Genomic DNA, 13,322 nt, shown 5'->3' on the forward strand with positions numbered 1-13,322 from the left:
ACTCTTGTGCGGTGGACTCCGATGACCTCGGCCTTTTCGGTCCGGGTTCGGTCACGTGGAAGGTGCACGAGGAGCCGATCCTGATCGTCGCCGGCCTGCGCTCGCTCTACCTCCAGGCGTTGCACCCCCGGGCCATGGCCGGGGTCGCGCAGAACAGCAACTACCGCACCGACGCCTGGGGTCGACTGCTCCGCACCGCCACCTACGTGGCGACCACCGTCTACGGGACCACCGCCGAGGCGGAGGCCGCCGGGGCCCGGCTGCGCCGCCTGCACGACCGCCTGCGGGCCACCGACACGCTCACCGGTGAACAGTTCCGGATCGACGAACCGGACCTGCTGCGCTGGGTGCACGTGACCGAGGTCGAGTCGTTCCTGAGCACGGCCCGACGCGCCGGGCTGCCGCTGAGCGACGACGAGGTGGACGGCTACTACACCGAGCAGCGCCGCGCCGCAGCCCTGGTCGGCCTGGACCCGGCAACCGTCCCGGGCACCGCCGCCGAGGTCGCTGACTACTACGAGGCCGTACGGCCACAGTTGCGGATGACCCGGGAGGCCGCCGAGACGGCGGTGTTCCTCACCGCCCCGCCGCTGCCGTGGAAGCTCAGCCTGCCGGTCCGGTTGGGGCTCACGTTGGGCCCGCCACGCTGGGCGTACCTGGGGATCGCCAGCACCGCGTTCGCGCTGCTGCCGGCGTGGGCACGCCGGATGTACGGAGGTCCCGGTCTACCGACCACCGCGCTGTCGGCGGACCTGAGCGTGCGCGCGCTGCGGCTCGCGTTCGCCGCCGTCCCCCGCCGCTACCTGGAGGGGCCGTTGATTCAGGCGGCCAAGGAGCGGGCCGCGCGGCACGCTGCCGCCTCGCTGGCCGGCTGACCCGACCCTCGGCAGGAGATCAGCCGTCGGCCGGCCGGTCCACTGCCGCCCACGGCTCCTTGCCCGGGACCTGTGCGCCCGTCGGGCAGTGCCGCCGGAAGTCGCACCAGCCACAGCGCGGGCCGGGTGCCACCGGGAAAGCCTCGTCCGCGTCGGCGCCGTCGGCGACTGCCCGCTCGGCGGCCATGATGTCGCGGGCCGTCTCTTCCGCGCGGGTCAGTTGTCGGGCCAGCGACTCGACTGTGTGGTCGTGGCCGGCGACCGTGCCGGTCGGCAAGTGGTGCAGCTCCACCCGGCGGCACGGCCGACGAAACACCCGCTCGGCGGCGTACGCGTAGAGCGCGAGCGCCTGCGAGCCCCTGGCGTCGTCCGTGTCCAGCCCGGTGCGGCCGGTCTTGTAGTCCACGATGACCAGCTCCGGCCCGTCCGGGCCGGGCCGCGAGTCGATCCGGTCGGTACGACCGTTGAACGCCAGCACCGCGGTCTTGACCGCCACCACCCGCTCCACGCCGAGCGGGTCGGAATCCGGCTCCAGCGTCTCGACGTACGACTCCAGCCACCCCAACGCCCGCCGGTAGGCGGCCCGCTCCTGCTCGTCGTCGCGGTAGCCCTCGCGGACCCAGGTGCCCTTGAGCAGTGTGGCCAGCGCCTCGGGACGCCTTCGGTCGGCGGGCAGCGCATACCAGTTCTTCAGGGCGGTGTGCACGCTGGCGCCGAGCGAGTTGTGCGCCCACGGCGGGCCCTTGGGTGGGGCGGGCCGATCGACGTAGGAGTAGCGGTAGCGACGCGGGCAGTCCAAGTACGCGCCCAGCTTGCTCGGGGTGCAGACGAACAGCCGCTCGGGCATGCCCTCGAAGCCGAGCTGCTCGGCGTCGCCGGCGCGCTGCCGCGGGGCCCGGCCGCCGGCGGCCGGCCGCCCCGCTGATGAGGATCGTCGCACGTCTCAGATCCTGCCATCCATCTCCGACATCGCGCGTGTGCCGTCAGGCCATGTTCACGTACTGCGTGACGAAGGCGGCCACCGCGTCGGCGATGAGCTGCACGGCGATCGCGGCCAGCAGCAGGCCGGCGATCCGGGTCAGCACCTCGATCCCGCCCGGCCGGAGGATCTTCACGATGCCGCCGGAGAAGCGCAGGACGATCCAGACGGCGACCATCACGGCGAGGATCGCCACGGCGATGGCGCTGAACTCTCCCAGCCCGTCGGCCTGCTGGACGAAGAGCATGGTGGCCACGATGGCACCCGGGCCGGCCAGCAACGGCGTGCCCAGCGGCACCAGGGCGATGTTGGAGGTGACCTGCTGGCTCGGGTCGTCGGCCTTGCCGGTCAGCAGCTCAAGGGCGACGAGCACGAGCAGCAGCCCACCGGCTGCCTGCAACGCCGGCAGGTCCACGTGCAGGTAGTCGAGCAGGGTCTGCCCCGCCACCGCGAAGATCACGATGACGCCGAGCGCCAACGCGACCGCCTGCCAGGCTGCCCGGTTGCGGTCGCGGGCGGGCAGGGGGCCGGTCAGCGCCAGGAAGATCGGCATCATGCCCGGCGGGTCGGTGATCACCAGCAGAGTCACGAAAACCTCGCCGAACAGCTTCAGATCCACGTGATCAACCTAGCCGCGCCGCGATGGGCGAAATACCCGGATCAGCCCGAAGCGACCTCGGTCACCCCCTCGGCGACGATCCGCTCGTACGCCTCGACGCCGGTGCTGAACGCGCCGAGTTGGACGGTCTTGTGGGTGCCGTGAAAATCCGAGGAGCCAGTGACGAACAGGCCCAGCTCGGCGGCGAGCGCCCGCACGTGTTCCCGCTCGGCCGGGCTGTGGTCCTCGTGGTCGGCTTCGAGCCCGGCGAGCCCGGCGGCGGCCAGCTCGGCGATCAGCTCGTCGGGCACCACCCGGCCGCGTCGGGTGGCTCGCGGGTGGGCGAAGACCGGCACGCCCCCGGCCGCCCGGACCAGCCGAACGGCCCGGAACACGTCGATGTCCTCCTTGGGCAGCCGGTACCGCTCGCCGAGCCAGTCCGGGCCGAACGCCTCCCGGACGCTGCCGACCAGGCCGGCGCGGATGAGTGCCTGCGCGATGTGCGGACGTCCCACTGTGCCGCCACCCGCGCCGGCCAGGATGTCCGGCCAGTTCACGTCGATGCCGTCGGCCCGCAGGAGGCCGACGATCCGTTCGCCACGCTCTTCCCGGGCGGCCCGGACCCGCGCCAGCTCGGCCACCAGCTCCGCGTGGCCCGGATCGAACAGGTACGCGAGCAGGTGCAGCGGCACCGCGGGCTGCGGACCGGACCAGCGACACGACAACTCCGCACCCCGGATCAGGCGCAGACCGGGTGGCAGCGCGGCCACTGCCGACGCCCAGCCGGCCGTGGTGTCGTGGTCGGTGATCGCCAGCACGTCCAGCCCTGCGTCGGAGGCCGCGCCGACCAGCTCGGCCGGGGTCAGCGTGCCGTCGCTGGCCGTCGAATGGGCGTGCAGGTCGATCCGGGGGGCGGGGCCGGTACGCGAGGTCACCGCCCGACGTTACCGAGGAAACGGTGAGCCCGGCTCACATGGGCCACCTGGGGTCAGAAGCCCTGCACCAGGATCGGCCGCTCTCCGGCTGGCACGCCGGGCACCGCAGCGGGGCCGGCGGGCTTTCCCGCCCGCACCTGGCCGACGTCGACCCGGACCAGCTCGCCGTCGCCGTCGAGGTAGGAGGCCTGGCCCTCGTCGCTCCAGACGATCGCCCCGGTCATCGGCGGCCCGGCCGCAACGGCTGTCGCATTCGGCCCGAGCCGCTGCAGGTCGACCAGCAGGGACCGACCGGCCGAGCCGCTGTTCTCGTTGACCAGCAGCCACCGCCCGTCCGGCGACACCCCGCCGACGCCGTCCTGGCTCAGGTCCGGACCGCAGCCCGTGCGTACCGGGTCCAGGTGACGTGTCGGGGTGAGGATGGCAAGGCAGGTCCGGCCCGGATCGGCCGTGCTGACCTGCCCGACGAGCCGCCCGTCGGGCAGCCGCCCGTAGACGTTGAGGCTCTTCCGGTCGAGGGCGTCGGGCAGCGGCCCCGCACCGGGCCGCCAGAGCGTGTGACCGGCGCTGGCCGGGTCGAGTCGGACCAGCACGCTGTCACCGACGAACCGGACGGGCTCCGCCGCCGCCGGCACCGGGGTGCGCACCGACCCGATGAGCTGGGTGCCGACCACACCCGCCGTCAGGAGATCGTCTCCGTCGCGCCAGGCGACCTGGCGGCTGTCCGGGGCCAGGACGATCGCGCCGGCACCGGCCAGCAGCACCTGTACCAGGCCGTCGTCCTGCACCACCGACAGAAAGCGCCCGGCGGTGCTCGGCGCGCCCACCACCAGCCAACCGCCTCCGCTGGGCAGCGGCTGGACGTGTTCGGCCGGCCCGACGTCGGACAACACCAGCCGCCGCCCGTCGGCGCTGACCAGCGTTTCGCTGGCGATGAGCGAGGTCGACGCCGTGGGCGAGGGGTCGGGGCCGGGAATGCTGGCCGTCGGGAACGGTCGACTGGTCGGGTCGGGGTCGCCGATCACGACGATGGGTGAGCCGTCCCGTCTGGTCTCGGCACCGAGCTGGGCCATGCCGGCGCTGAGCAGCACGGTGGTGACCGCCGCGAGGGCGAGGCCGGCGGCGGTGCGTCGACGCCGGATCCGGTTCGCGCGACGGATGGCCTGGCCGGCCGGGTCGACGCTCAGCGGGCGGGCAAGGGCGACCTGGTGCGAGAGTGTCTCCCGCACCGCACCTTCCAACTCGTCAGGCCGCACCTGGTATGAACGCTGCGGGCCGTCCGTCAGGTTGTCGCGTCGGCCGGGGAACTGACTCACTGCTGTTCCCCGGAGCCCGTGCCGACGGGCACGGCCGCCGGGGCGGTGGGCAGGACCACCTGCGGATCGATCCCACGTGGCACGGCGGGGCGCGGAGCGGTAGGGCGGGGCACGGGTCGGCCGGCCGCCCGTCCGGGACGGGGTGAGGCAGCGGCACCGGTGGCCGGGGCCCGCCCGGAAAGGGAACCCGGGCCCGCCGTCCGGCCGCCGGCACCGATAGCGCCCGCGGCACTGTCGGCAGCGCCAGTCCGGCCGGCGATGCCGGCGGCGGCTGCCAGCTCCGGTGCGTCCGCGCCCAGTCGCCGACGCAGCGTGGCGAGCGCCCGGGACGCCTGGCTCTTCACCGTGCCCGGTGAAATGTCCAGCATCGCGGCGGTCTGCGCCTCCGACATGTCCTCGTAGTAGCGCAGCACCAGCACTGCCCGCTGCCGGTTGGGCAACTCCCGGAGATGCCGCCAGAGCAGATCCCGGTCAAGTTGCTGCTCGATCTCGTCGACACCGGCCCGCTCGGGCAGCACCTCGGTCGGGCGTTCGCCGTGCCAGCGCCGCCGCCACCAACTGGTCGACGTGTTGACCATCACACGCCGGGCGTACGGCTCGACCGCCTCGATCCCGCCGAGCCGCTTCCACGCCAGGTAGGTCTTGGTCAGCGCCGTCTGGAGCAGGTCCTCGGCCGTGGCCCAGTCGCCGGTGAGCAGATAAGCGGTGCGCAGGAGCGCGGCGGAGCGGGCCGCGACGAACTCGCGGAACTGCTCCTCCAACGAGTCCTTGCTCGCCACCGCCCACCTCCACACCCCTGCCGTCCTGGCAGAGTGCCACGTCAGGGGCGGCCTGGTCCATGACGAAAGGTGCGCACTTGCTCCGATGTTCGGTCGAAAACCTTCACGCCCCGTCGTCGGCCTTGGCCTCGTCGGCCTCCTTGCCGAGCCGCGCCTCGACGGCCTGCGGCTCGTACATCTCCTCGACGACGCGCAGGTAGAGCTCGTTCGGGTTGGGCAGGTTCTTGACCTCGCGAAGCGCCTGCTCCTGGCCGGCGGACTCCAGCACGAAGGTGCCGTAGTTGAGCGCTCGACCGGTCGGGGTCTGCTCGTACTTCATGTCGGTGACCCGGACCAGCGGCATCATCGCCACCTTGCGGGTGACGATCCCGTTGACCACCATGACCCGCTTGTTGGTCAGGATGAACCGGTCATACCACCAGTCGGCGACCTTCCACGCCACCCAGCCCATCACCGCGAACCACAGCAGCACGGCGATGGTGGTCAACGCGCCGACGTCCTGACCGGCGAGGAAGCCGGAGAGATAGCCGAGCACGAAGGTCGCCGCGACGCCGATCAACAGCGGGTTGCTGAGGTGGATCCAGTGTCGCTTCCACTCGCCCCGGTAGCGCTCGGTGGGGAAGAGGTAGCGAGCCACCAGCGAACTGGGCTCGTCTTCCAGCGGCAGCACCCGCCGAGGGGTCGACCCGGTCGCGTCGGCACGCAACCCGGCCAGCTCGTCCTCGGAGATCTGCGGCGGCTGGTAGCTGGCCTCCGGATCTCGGATCCACCCCCGACCGGAACGACCCTGGCCGGCATAGCCGGGCCCGTCGCCATAGCCGACGTCGTCCGAAAGGGACGGACCGTCGGACAGGCCGGGGCCGGCCCCGTAGCCCGGGCCGTCATCAGGCCCGATCCGCGGGATCGGCTCGGTGTCGCGCTCGCGACGTTCCCGGTCGGGGTCGTCCGGGTCGAAGGGTGGACCGGAGGGGCTGCCCATCGGCGGCTAGGCGACGAGGCTGGTGAAGAAGTCGCCAAACCCCTGGGCGATATCCATGATCCCGCCGCCGAGCGACTTGAACACGTCCGCCGCCGAGTTTGGTCGATAGGCGACGAAGAAGATCAAGAATGCGATTCCGGCCCAGGTGAGGACCTTCTTGACCATGGCGGGCCATCCTCTCGCGCGGCGCCGGGTCCCATTACCGCAGCGGCACCCAGAGTATCAGTGTGGTGTCGTACAGTGAATATCTGCGTCCGTTCTCCGTCAATCCGGAAGAGTTGTCAAGCTCTACCGGGTAGATACGGGGACGGTGCGCCGTACACGAGCTCGGGCGGAGTCCACTCGGTCAGGTCGTGTAGCACGACGTCTTCCGCGAGCAGGTGACCCGCACTCGCCGGCCAGGCTATCGCATGGAGCCACATTCCCCGAGCTTCGCCGGCGTACGCGCTTCGATCCGTTGGAGAATTCACCAACCACAGTGGAGTGGGGTGCCCACCGACCTTGATCTTCGCCTGTCCGACGTGGTCGGGGTGACCCGGCCCCGGGTCGGTCAACGCGTCCACCAACTCCGGTCCCGGGTCCGGCCCGGTCAGTCCGGCGAGCCGGGTGCCCAGGCCGACACCGGGTTCCTCGGCCACGAAGACCAGATCGGCCGGACCCCCACCGAGGGGCGCGGGGCCCGCGCACGCGACCACTGTCGCCCGCACACCTGTGCGGTCGTCCCCGGCGTACGCCACGCCGGTGAGTGTCCAACCGGGCGGCAGCGGCCACGGGCACCACAGCGGTGTCACCGGTGGATCGCCGGTCGCGGTGATCCGTTCCACCACGCTCGCCACGATGTCCGCTCCGATGTGCTCGGGCACGTGCAACGGCGGCACCGGGCCGCAGCGCGCACATCTCGAGTCGGTGTTCATCAGATCCGGCGCCCGTACCGGGCCCCCGCATCTCGGACAACTCACCGCGACACTCACATCCCCACCGTCTCCCCGGACCGCCGGCACGTCAAGCCGGAACGTCCGATTCGGCACCGTACGTGGGTCAGTCCGGCGGCGTACCGGCGTGCGCGCGGATCCAGGCGTGCATGGCGATTCCGCTGGCCACGCCCGCGTTGATCGACCTCGTCGAGCCGTACTGGGCGATGGAGTAGAGCTGGTGGCAGGCGGCACGGGCCGGCGCGGAGAGACCGGGTCCCTCCTGGCCGAACAGCAGCACGCAGTCCCGCGGCAGGGTGCCGGTCTCCAGCGGACGCGACCCGGGCAGGTTGTCGATGCCGAACACCGGCAGTTGCCGCTCGGCCGCCCAGGCGACGAACTCCTCGATCGTCTCGTGGTGCCGTACGTGCTGGTACCTGTCGGTCACCATCGCGCCGCGCCGGTTCCACCGTCGCCGTCCGACGATGTGCACCTCGGCGGCGTTGAACGCGTTCGCGTTACGCACCACAGTGCCGATGTTGAAGTCGTGCTGCCAGTTCTCGATCGCGACGTGGAAGCCGTGCCGGTGCTGGTCCAGGTCGGCGACGATCGCCTCGTGCCGCCAGTAGCGGTAGCGGTCGACGACGTTGCGCCGGTCCCCCTCCGCGAGCAGTTGCGGGTCGTAGCGGCTGTCGTCCGGCGGGTCCCCCGGCCAGGGGCCCACGCCCACCTCAAGCTGGTCGTCGGTCACGGTCATCAGAGGGTACGGACCGCGTCGGCGTCGGCCACGCCGACCTGCCGGTCAGCCCAGGTCGAGGGCGGCACCGAGCCGGTCCAGGAAGCGCCGGTCCGCCGGGCTGGCCGGTGGGTCCACCCGGCGCGTGCCGGTGCCGGGCACCGAGCGACAGACCCGGGCCGCGACCGACTGCACCCACTGGCGGTACGCGGCCGAGTCGGCGGGGTCGGCCCGCCGCCGGAGGACCCGGCTCGCCGCCCGGCAGGCGGCCAGCAGGTCCACCAGGTCGGTGAGCCGCTCGGCAGGTTGTGGGGCGCCGTCGTGGCGGGCGTAGATCGTGGCGACCACCGCCCGGACCAGATCGCTGTCGGAGGCTCGGCCCGCGGCCATGGCATCCAGACCGGCCAGGCCGGCCATCACTCCACGCTCCGTCCGGCCAGGCCCCGGTGCCGCGGCGGCCACGAGGACCCGACCGGGCAGGCTGGTGAGCAGATCCCACTCGACGGCGGAGTAGACAGCGGTGGTCAAGGGTGCGGCTCGGCGGCCGGCAGAGGGCGGCTCTCCCGCGACGGAGTGGCTCATCGGAACCTCCGGCGTCAGCATATGCCCCGCGGCGGGCACCGGACCCCTTCCCCGGCAGACCCGCGCTGGGGAAGGAGGCCGGTGTTCGTCGACGGGTCGCAGCCCGCCGCGACCTGTCAGCGCGGCTCGGGGAAGCTGGGCCGCTCCGGATCCACGCCGTCGGGCACCGCGGCGGCCGCGTACTCCCGCTTGGGCACCATGACCTTGCGTCGGAAGACGCAGACCATCGTGCCGTCCTGGTTGTAGCCGCGGGTCTCCACCGACACCACACCCCGGTCGGGCTTCGAGCCGGACTCTCGCTTGTCCAGCACCGTGGTCTCGCCGTAGATCGTGTCGCCGTGGAAGGTCGGCGCGACGTGCCGCAGCGACTCGACCTCCAGGTTGGCGATCGCCTTGCCACTCACATCGGGCACCGACATGCCGAGCAGCAGCGAGTAGATGTAGTTGCCGACCACGACGTTGCGCTTGAACTGGCTGGCCGTCGCGGCGTAGTGCGCGTCCATGTGCAGCGGGTGGTGGTTCATGGTGAGCAGGCAGAAGAGGTGGTCGTCGTACTCGGTGACGGTCTTGCCCGGCCAGTGCCGGTAGACCGCGCCGACCTCGAACTCCTCGTAGTAGCGACCGAACTGCATGCTGGTCCCTTCGACGGGCGGCGATGGAGTTCGGCACAGCATGCCTTACCGATGGTTAAGGCGACCGGCGGGGCGCGACGGCGGCGGAAATGTCACACCGGTCACTCGCCTGGGGGGAGACGCAATGAGCGGCGGGGCCCTCCCCGGCACCCGCCGCCCACGCTCTGATGTGAGGAATTCTGCCCTACGGGTGCGTAGCTTCAACAGAGGTCGCGATCACATTTATCTTTTTGTAACACTACTGTGAGTGACGAAGCGGAGGTTGATCAGCGATCTCTGCAGGCCGGATACCTCCTTGTCAAGGCCCAAGTTACCGATTCGTAGTGCTCAATCGCGTGGATCTCCCTGGAAACGCTCCCATCACCGCAGGTCACGCAAGTGCGTCATGCACTTGCGTTCCGCAGGTCGGGTGTGAACAGATGCTTGTCGATGACCGTCGGCACCCCCCGGCAGCCCCGGGCACGTTTCGTGCCCCACCCCCCGGGAATTCGATACGGTCAGCCCTGGTTCTACGGGACGTAGATAAACCGCGGTGATCGGAGAGTGCAATGGCAACCGTTGAGCTGACCTCGACGAACTTCGACGAGGTGACCGGCAACGACGGCATCGTCCTGGTCGACTTCTGGGCCGACTGGTGTGGTCCGTGCAAGCGGTTCGCCCCGGTCTACGAGCGCTCCTCGGAGAAGCACCAGAACATCGTCTTCGGCAAGGTCGACACGGAAGCTCAGCAGGAGCTGGGCGCCAAGTTCGACATTCGCTCGATCCCGACGATCATGGCGATCCGCGACGGCGTCATCGTCTTCGCCCAGCCGGGCGCCCTTCCCGAGTCCGCGCTGGAGAACCTGATCGAGCAGGTCGAGGCGCTGGACATGGACGACGTCCGCAAGCAGCTGGCCGAGCACAACCACTGAGTCGTCCCCACGACGACACGCGAGGCCGGGCCCGGTACGGGCCCGGCCTTCGTCGTACCCGCCGACTCCACCCATGATCACCTGCCTGGTCGGGCCGAACTGGCCATCGGAGGGACCCGAGGCCGTCGGTACATCCCGTATCGTCACGACCCGATGGAGAATCTGACCACCCGCGGGCGCGTGACCCGGCTGGGCGCGACCGCACTCGGCCTCGTCCTGCTCGTCGTCGGCACCTTCTGGGGCAGCGACGACGATTTCCCGTTCGGCCCGTTCCGGATGTACTCCACCTCCAACCCGCCGAACGCACCCGCCCCTGACACCCGCGTCGAGGGGGTGAACAGCTCCGGGGCGGTGATCGACCTCGACCAGAACGCGACAGGCATCCGCCGCGCCGAGATCGAGGGCCAGCAGGCCCGATACGCCGCCGATCCGACGCTGCTCACCGAGGTCGCCGACGCGTACGCCGAACGCCACCCGGACGCCCCCGCGCTGGTCGAGGTCCGCATCGTCATCCGCTGGCACGGCATCCGCGCCGGCCGACCGACCGGCCAGCACACCGACCAGACCGTCGTGAGCTGGCAGGCCGCCCGATGAACCGCTGGCTGACCGAGGCCGTACCCAGGGGCCGGGTGGCCGCCTTCCGCACCCTGATCTACCTGTTCGTCGCCGCCGACCTGGTGATCTTCACCCCCTGGGTACGCACCCGGGTCAGCGTGCCCGGCGACCTGTACCAACCACTCCTGATCGGCCGCCTGCTCCCACTGCCGACGCCAACCGAGACGCTGGTGACGGTGATCTTCTGGGCGTTGCTGCTGCTCGCCCTCCTCGCCGCCACCGGCCGAGCGCCCCGGCTGCTCGGCTGGGCGGTGTGCGCGCTGTACCTGGAGTGGATGATCATCGCGATGAGCTACGGGAAGGTCGACCACGACCGGTTCGGGCTGCTCGTCGCACTGGCCGTGCTGCCCACCGCCGGCCGCGCCCGACACGGCGACACCACCCGCACCGAGGCCGGCGGCTGGGCCCTACGCGTCACCCAGATCGCGGTGATCTGCACGTACTTCCTGGCCGCCTTCGCCAAGCTGCGCTTCGGCGGCCTGGACTGGCTGACCGGCTCGGTCCTGGCCCGCGCGATCATCCGGCGCGGCACCGACCTGGCCGACCTCATCGCCCAGGTGCCGTACCTGCTGATCGTCGCCCAGTTCGGCATCGTGGCGTTCGAACTGCTGAGCCCGGTGGTCTTCTTCCTGCCACCCCGCTGGCGACTCGCCATGGTCGGCTTCTTCTACTCGTTCCACGCGGTCACCATCGCGACCATCACGATCTCGTTCGCGCCGCACCTGGCCGCGATGACCAGCTTCCTGCCGCTGGAGCGGGTGCGCCCGCTGGTCTGGGCGCGCCGGCTCGTCGGCCGCGGCTCTCCCGAGGCGGCCACGACGGATGCCTCGGCGCCGCCACCGGCCGACGTCGACCCGGTGCCGGCCGACCAGGGCCCGGTGACAGCCGGCGCGGGGCCGGCACGCGACGATCAGGCGCCGGTGGTCGGGCGACCGGCCGGCCCGTAGAGCCGCTCCCGGGCCTCCTGCGGCAGGGAGCAGGCCGCCGTGCCACCGGGAAGTCGGTGCCGGTTGCGCGCCACCCAGCGGTACAACGGCCAGGCCGCGACGCGTACCGGAGGAATCCGCAGGCCGGCCCCGGCGACCCGCCAGAGCGGACCACTCGCGGCGAGCAGCTTCGCGATGGCGTCCGGACCGGCCGCGCGTGAGCCGTCCGCGCCGACCCACTGCACGGCCTCCTCGCACTCGGCCACGCTGAGGCCGAGCGCGTCCAGGTCGGCGAACTGCCAGGGCACCACGCGTGCGGCGGTGGGGATGCGGCGCTCGATGAACTCCGCACAGCTCGTGCAGAACGCGCAGTCCCCGTCGTAGACGAAGGTCGACGTCTCCATGCGCCCATCCTCCCCTCTCCGACCACCCGGACGCCCACCGGTGTACGGCGGGTCACTTGCGCTTGTCTCGTACACGTGTTCGAATAGTGCCCATGCGCTGGGACAACCTCACCGCTCCCCCGGTTGAGGGAGACCCCGAGCGGGCAGCGCCAGCGACGCCACCCCTGCCGCTGGCGCTGCCCGGCGCCGTCGCCCGCACCTTCGACACTCCCGAGTTCGCCGGGATGACGTTCTACGAGGTGCAGGCCAAGTCCATCCTCAACCGGGTGCCCGGGCAGTCCCGCGTCCCGTTCGAATGGACGATCAACCCGTACCGAGGCTGCTCCCATGCCTGCATTTATTGTTTCGCGAGAAATACTCACACCTATCTCGATCTCGACGCCGGTGCGGACTTCGACCGGAAGGTGATCGTCAAGGTCAACGCCGGGGAGCTGGTCCGGCGGGAGCTGGCCGCGCCGCGCTGGCGGGGCGCGCACGTGGCGATGGGCACCAACGTGGACTGCTACCAGCGGGCCGAGGGTCGCTACCGACTGATGCCGCAGATCATCGGTGCCCTGCGTGACTTCGCCAACCCGTTCTCGATCCTCACCAAGGGCACGCTGATCCTGCGCGACCTGCCACTCCTGCGTCAGGCCGCCGAGGTGACCACGGTGGGCATCTCCTTCTCGGTGGGTTTCGTCGACGAACACCTCTGGCGCACCGTCGAGCCGGGCACACCACACCCCCGCCGCCGACTGGACGCCGTCCGGGCGCTCGCCGACGCCGGCTTCTCCGTCGGGGTGCTGATGGCGCCGATCCTGCCCGGCCTCAGCGACAGCGACGAGTCGATCGACGCCACCGTCTCAGCCATCGCCGCCGCCGGCGCGACGAGCGTGACCGCCCTGCCGCTGCACCTGCGTCCCGGAGCCCGGGAGTGGTACGCGCACTGGCTGGCCCGCGAGCACCCGCACCTCGTGCCCCGCTACCGCGAGCTCTACCGGGCCGGCGCGTACACGCCGCAGGCGTACCAGCGGGAGTTGACCGCACGGGTGCGGATCGCCGCTCGGCGACACGGGTTGCACCGCGGGGAGCGGGGCGACAACCGCAGCCTGCCCGAGTCGCCGCCACCGTCAGCCGAGCAGCTGACGCTGCTCTGATCGGAGCT

General features: G+C 71.3%; 17 protein-coding genes. 5 read left to right on the forward strand and 12 right to left on the reverse strand.

Annotated elements, in window-relative coordinates:
* Positions 1 to 11: 11 nt before the first annotated feature.
* Positions 12 to 875 (forward strand): oxygenase MpaB family protein, encoded by an 864-nt coding sequence (locus ACGF3C_RS00910; RefSeq protein WP_357231197.1) that lies wholly within the window; start codon positions 12 to 14, stop codon positions 873 to 875.
* A 19-nt stretch (positions 876 to 894) separates the two neighbouring features.
* Here the strand turns inward: ACGF3C_RS00910 and ACGF3C_RS00915 are convergent, their stop codons facing one another.
* The 11 genes from ACGF3C_RS00915 to ACGF3C_RS00965 form a co-directional block, all read right to left on the reverse strand.
* On the reverse strand, positions 895 to 1,815 hold the full coding sequence (locus tag ACGF3C_RS00915; protein ID WP_393217578.1) for a RecB family exonuclease: 921 nt from the start codon (positions 1,813 to 1,815) through the stop codon (positions 895 to 897).
* A gap of 43 nt (positions 1,816 to 1,858) precedes the next feature.
* A complete protein-coding gene (locus ACGF3C_RS00920) occupies positions 1,859 to 2,473 on the reverse strand; it encodes a MarC family protein (protein WP_091394729.1) in 615 nt (204 codons plus the stop codon).
* Positions 2,474 to 2,514: 41 nt separating this feature from the next.
* Positions 2,515 to 3,387: a PHP domain-containing protein gene (locus tag ACGF3C_RS00925; protein WP_357224450.1), complete on the reverse strand. Its 873-nt coding sequence runs from the start codon at positions 3,385 to 3,387 to the stop codon at positions 2,515 to 2,517.
* A 53-nt stretch (positions 3,388 to 3,440) separates the two neighbouring features.
* Positions 3,441 to 4,703, reverse strand: coding sequence for a hypothetical protein (locus ACGF3C_RS00930; RefSeq protein ID WP_393217581.1), 1,263 nt, complete (start codon positions 4,701 to 4,703; stop codon positions 3,441 to 3,443).
* A complete protein-coding gene (locus tag ACGF3C_RS00935; RefSeq protein ID WP_393217583.1) occupies positions 4,700 to 5,482 on the reverse strand; it encodes a SigE family RNA polymerase sigma factor in 783 nt (260 codons plus the stop codon). The genes ACGF3C_RS00930 and ACGF3C_RS00935 overlap by 4 nt, the downstream gene beginning before the upstream one ends.
* 103 nt (positions 5,483 to 5,585) lie before the next feature.
* Positions 5,586 to 6,461 (reverse strand): PH domain-containing protein, encoded by an 876-nt coding sequence (locus ACGF3C_RS00940; RefSeq protein WP_357195457.1) that lies wholly within the window; start codon positions 6,459 to 6,461, stop codon positions 5,586 to 5,588.
* A 6-nt stretch (positions 6,462 to 6,467) separates the two neighbouring features.
* Positions 6,468 to 6,626: a hypothetical protein gene (locus ACGF3C_RS00945; protein ID WP_007455302.1), complete on the reverse strand. Its 159-nt coding sequence runs from the start codon at positions 6,624 to 6,626 to the stop codon at positions 6,468 to 6,470.
* Between the two features lie 116 nt (positions 6,627 to 6,742).
* Positions 6,743 to 7,489 carry a DUF6758 family protein gene (locus ACGF3C_RS00950; protein WP_357195460.1) on the reverse strand — a complete coding sequence of 249 codons (747 nt, stop codon included), beginning with the start codon at positions 7,487 to 7,489 and terminating at the stop codon, positions 6,743 to 6,745.
* Positions 7,490 to 7,499: 10 nt separating this feature from the next.
* Positions 7,500 to 8,123: an RNA methyltransferase gene (locus ACGF3C_RS00955; protein WP_357224509.1), complete on the reverse strand. Its 624-nt coding sequence runs from the start codon at positions 8,121 to 8,123 to the stop codon at positions 7,500 to 7,502.
* Positions 8,124 to 8,174: 51 nt separating this feature from the next.
* A complete protein-coding gene (locus tag ACGF3C_RS00960; protein ID WP_357224461.1) occupies positions 8,175 to 8,711 on the reverse strand; it encodes a hypothetical protein in 537 nt (178 codons plus the stop codon).
* A gap of 95 nt (positions 8,712 to 8,806) precedes the next feature.
* Positions 8,807 to 9,322, reverse strand: a complete 516-nt coding sequence (locus tag ACGF3C_RS00965) for a MaoC family dehydratase (RefSeq protein ID WP_030486570.1) — start codon at positions 9,320 to 9,322, stop codon at positions 8,807 to 8,809.
* A 548-nt stretch (positions 9,323 to 9,870) separates the two neighbouring features.
* Here ACGF3C_RS00965 and trxA point away from each other — a divergent pair.
* From trxA to ACGF3C_RS00980, 3 genes are all read left to right on the forward strand, one after another.
* Complete coding sequence (gene trxA / locus ACGF3C_RS00970; protein ID WP_007455291.1) at positions 9,871 to 10,233, forward strand: thioredoxin; 363 nt, start codon at positions 9,871 to 9,873, stop codon at positions 10,231 to 10,233.
* A 153-nt stretch (positions 10,234 to 10,386) separates the two neighbouring features.
* Positions 10,387 to 10,827 (forward strand): hypothetical protein, encoded by a 441-nt coding sequence (locus ACGF3C_RS00975; RefSeq protein ID WP_357224464.1) that lies wholly within the window; start codon positions 10,387 to 10,389, stop codon positions 10,825 to 10,827.
* Positions 10,824 to 11,795: an HTTM domain-containing protein gene (locus ACGF3C_RS00980; protein WP_357224467.1), complete on the forward strand. Its 972-nt coding sequence runs from the start codon at positions 10,824 to 10,826 to the stop codon at positions 11,793 to 11,795. The genes ACGF3C_RS00975 and ACGF3C_RS00980 overlap by 4 nt, the downstream gene beginning before the upstream one ends.
* Here ACGF3C_RS00980 and ACGF3C_RS00985 read toward each other — a convergent pair.
* The gene (locus ACGF3C_RS00985; protein ID WP_112620689.1) at positions 11,759 to 12,178 is read right to left on the reverse strand and encodes a thiol-disulfide oxidoreductase DCC family protein; all 420 of its coding nucleotides are present in this window, start codon (positions 12,176 to 12,178) and stop codon (positions 11,759 to 11,761) included. The two genes, ACGF3C_RS00980 and ACGF3C_RS00985, sit on opposite strands and share 37 nt — an antisense overlap.
* Positions 12,179 to 12,270: 92 nt before the next feature.
* Between ACGF3C_RS00985 and ACGF3C_RS00990 the strand changes: the two genes are divergently transcribed.
* A complete protein-coding gene (locus ACGF3C_RS00990) occupies positions 12,271 to 13,314 on the forward strand; it encodes an Rv2578c family radical SAM protein (RefSeq protein ID WP_393217588.1) in 1,044 nt (347 codons plus the stop codon).
* The last annotated feature ends 8 nt before the right edge of the window (positions 13,315 to 13,322 follow it).

It is taken from the genome of Micromonospora sp. NPDC047762, from assembly GCF_043204655.1.
GTDB lineage: Bacteria > Actinomycetota > Actinomycetes > Mycobacteriales > Micromonosporaceae > Micromonospora.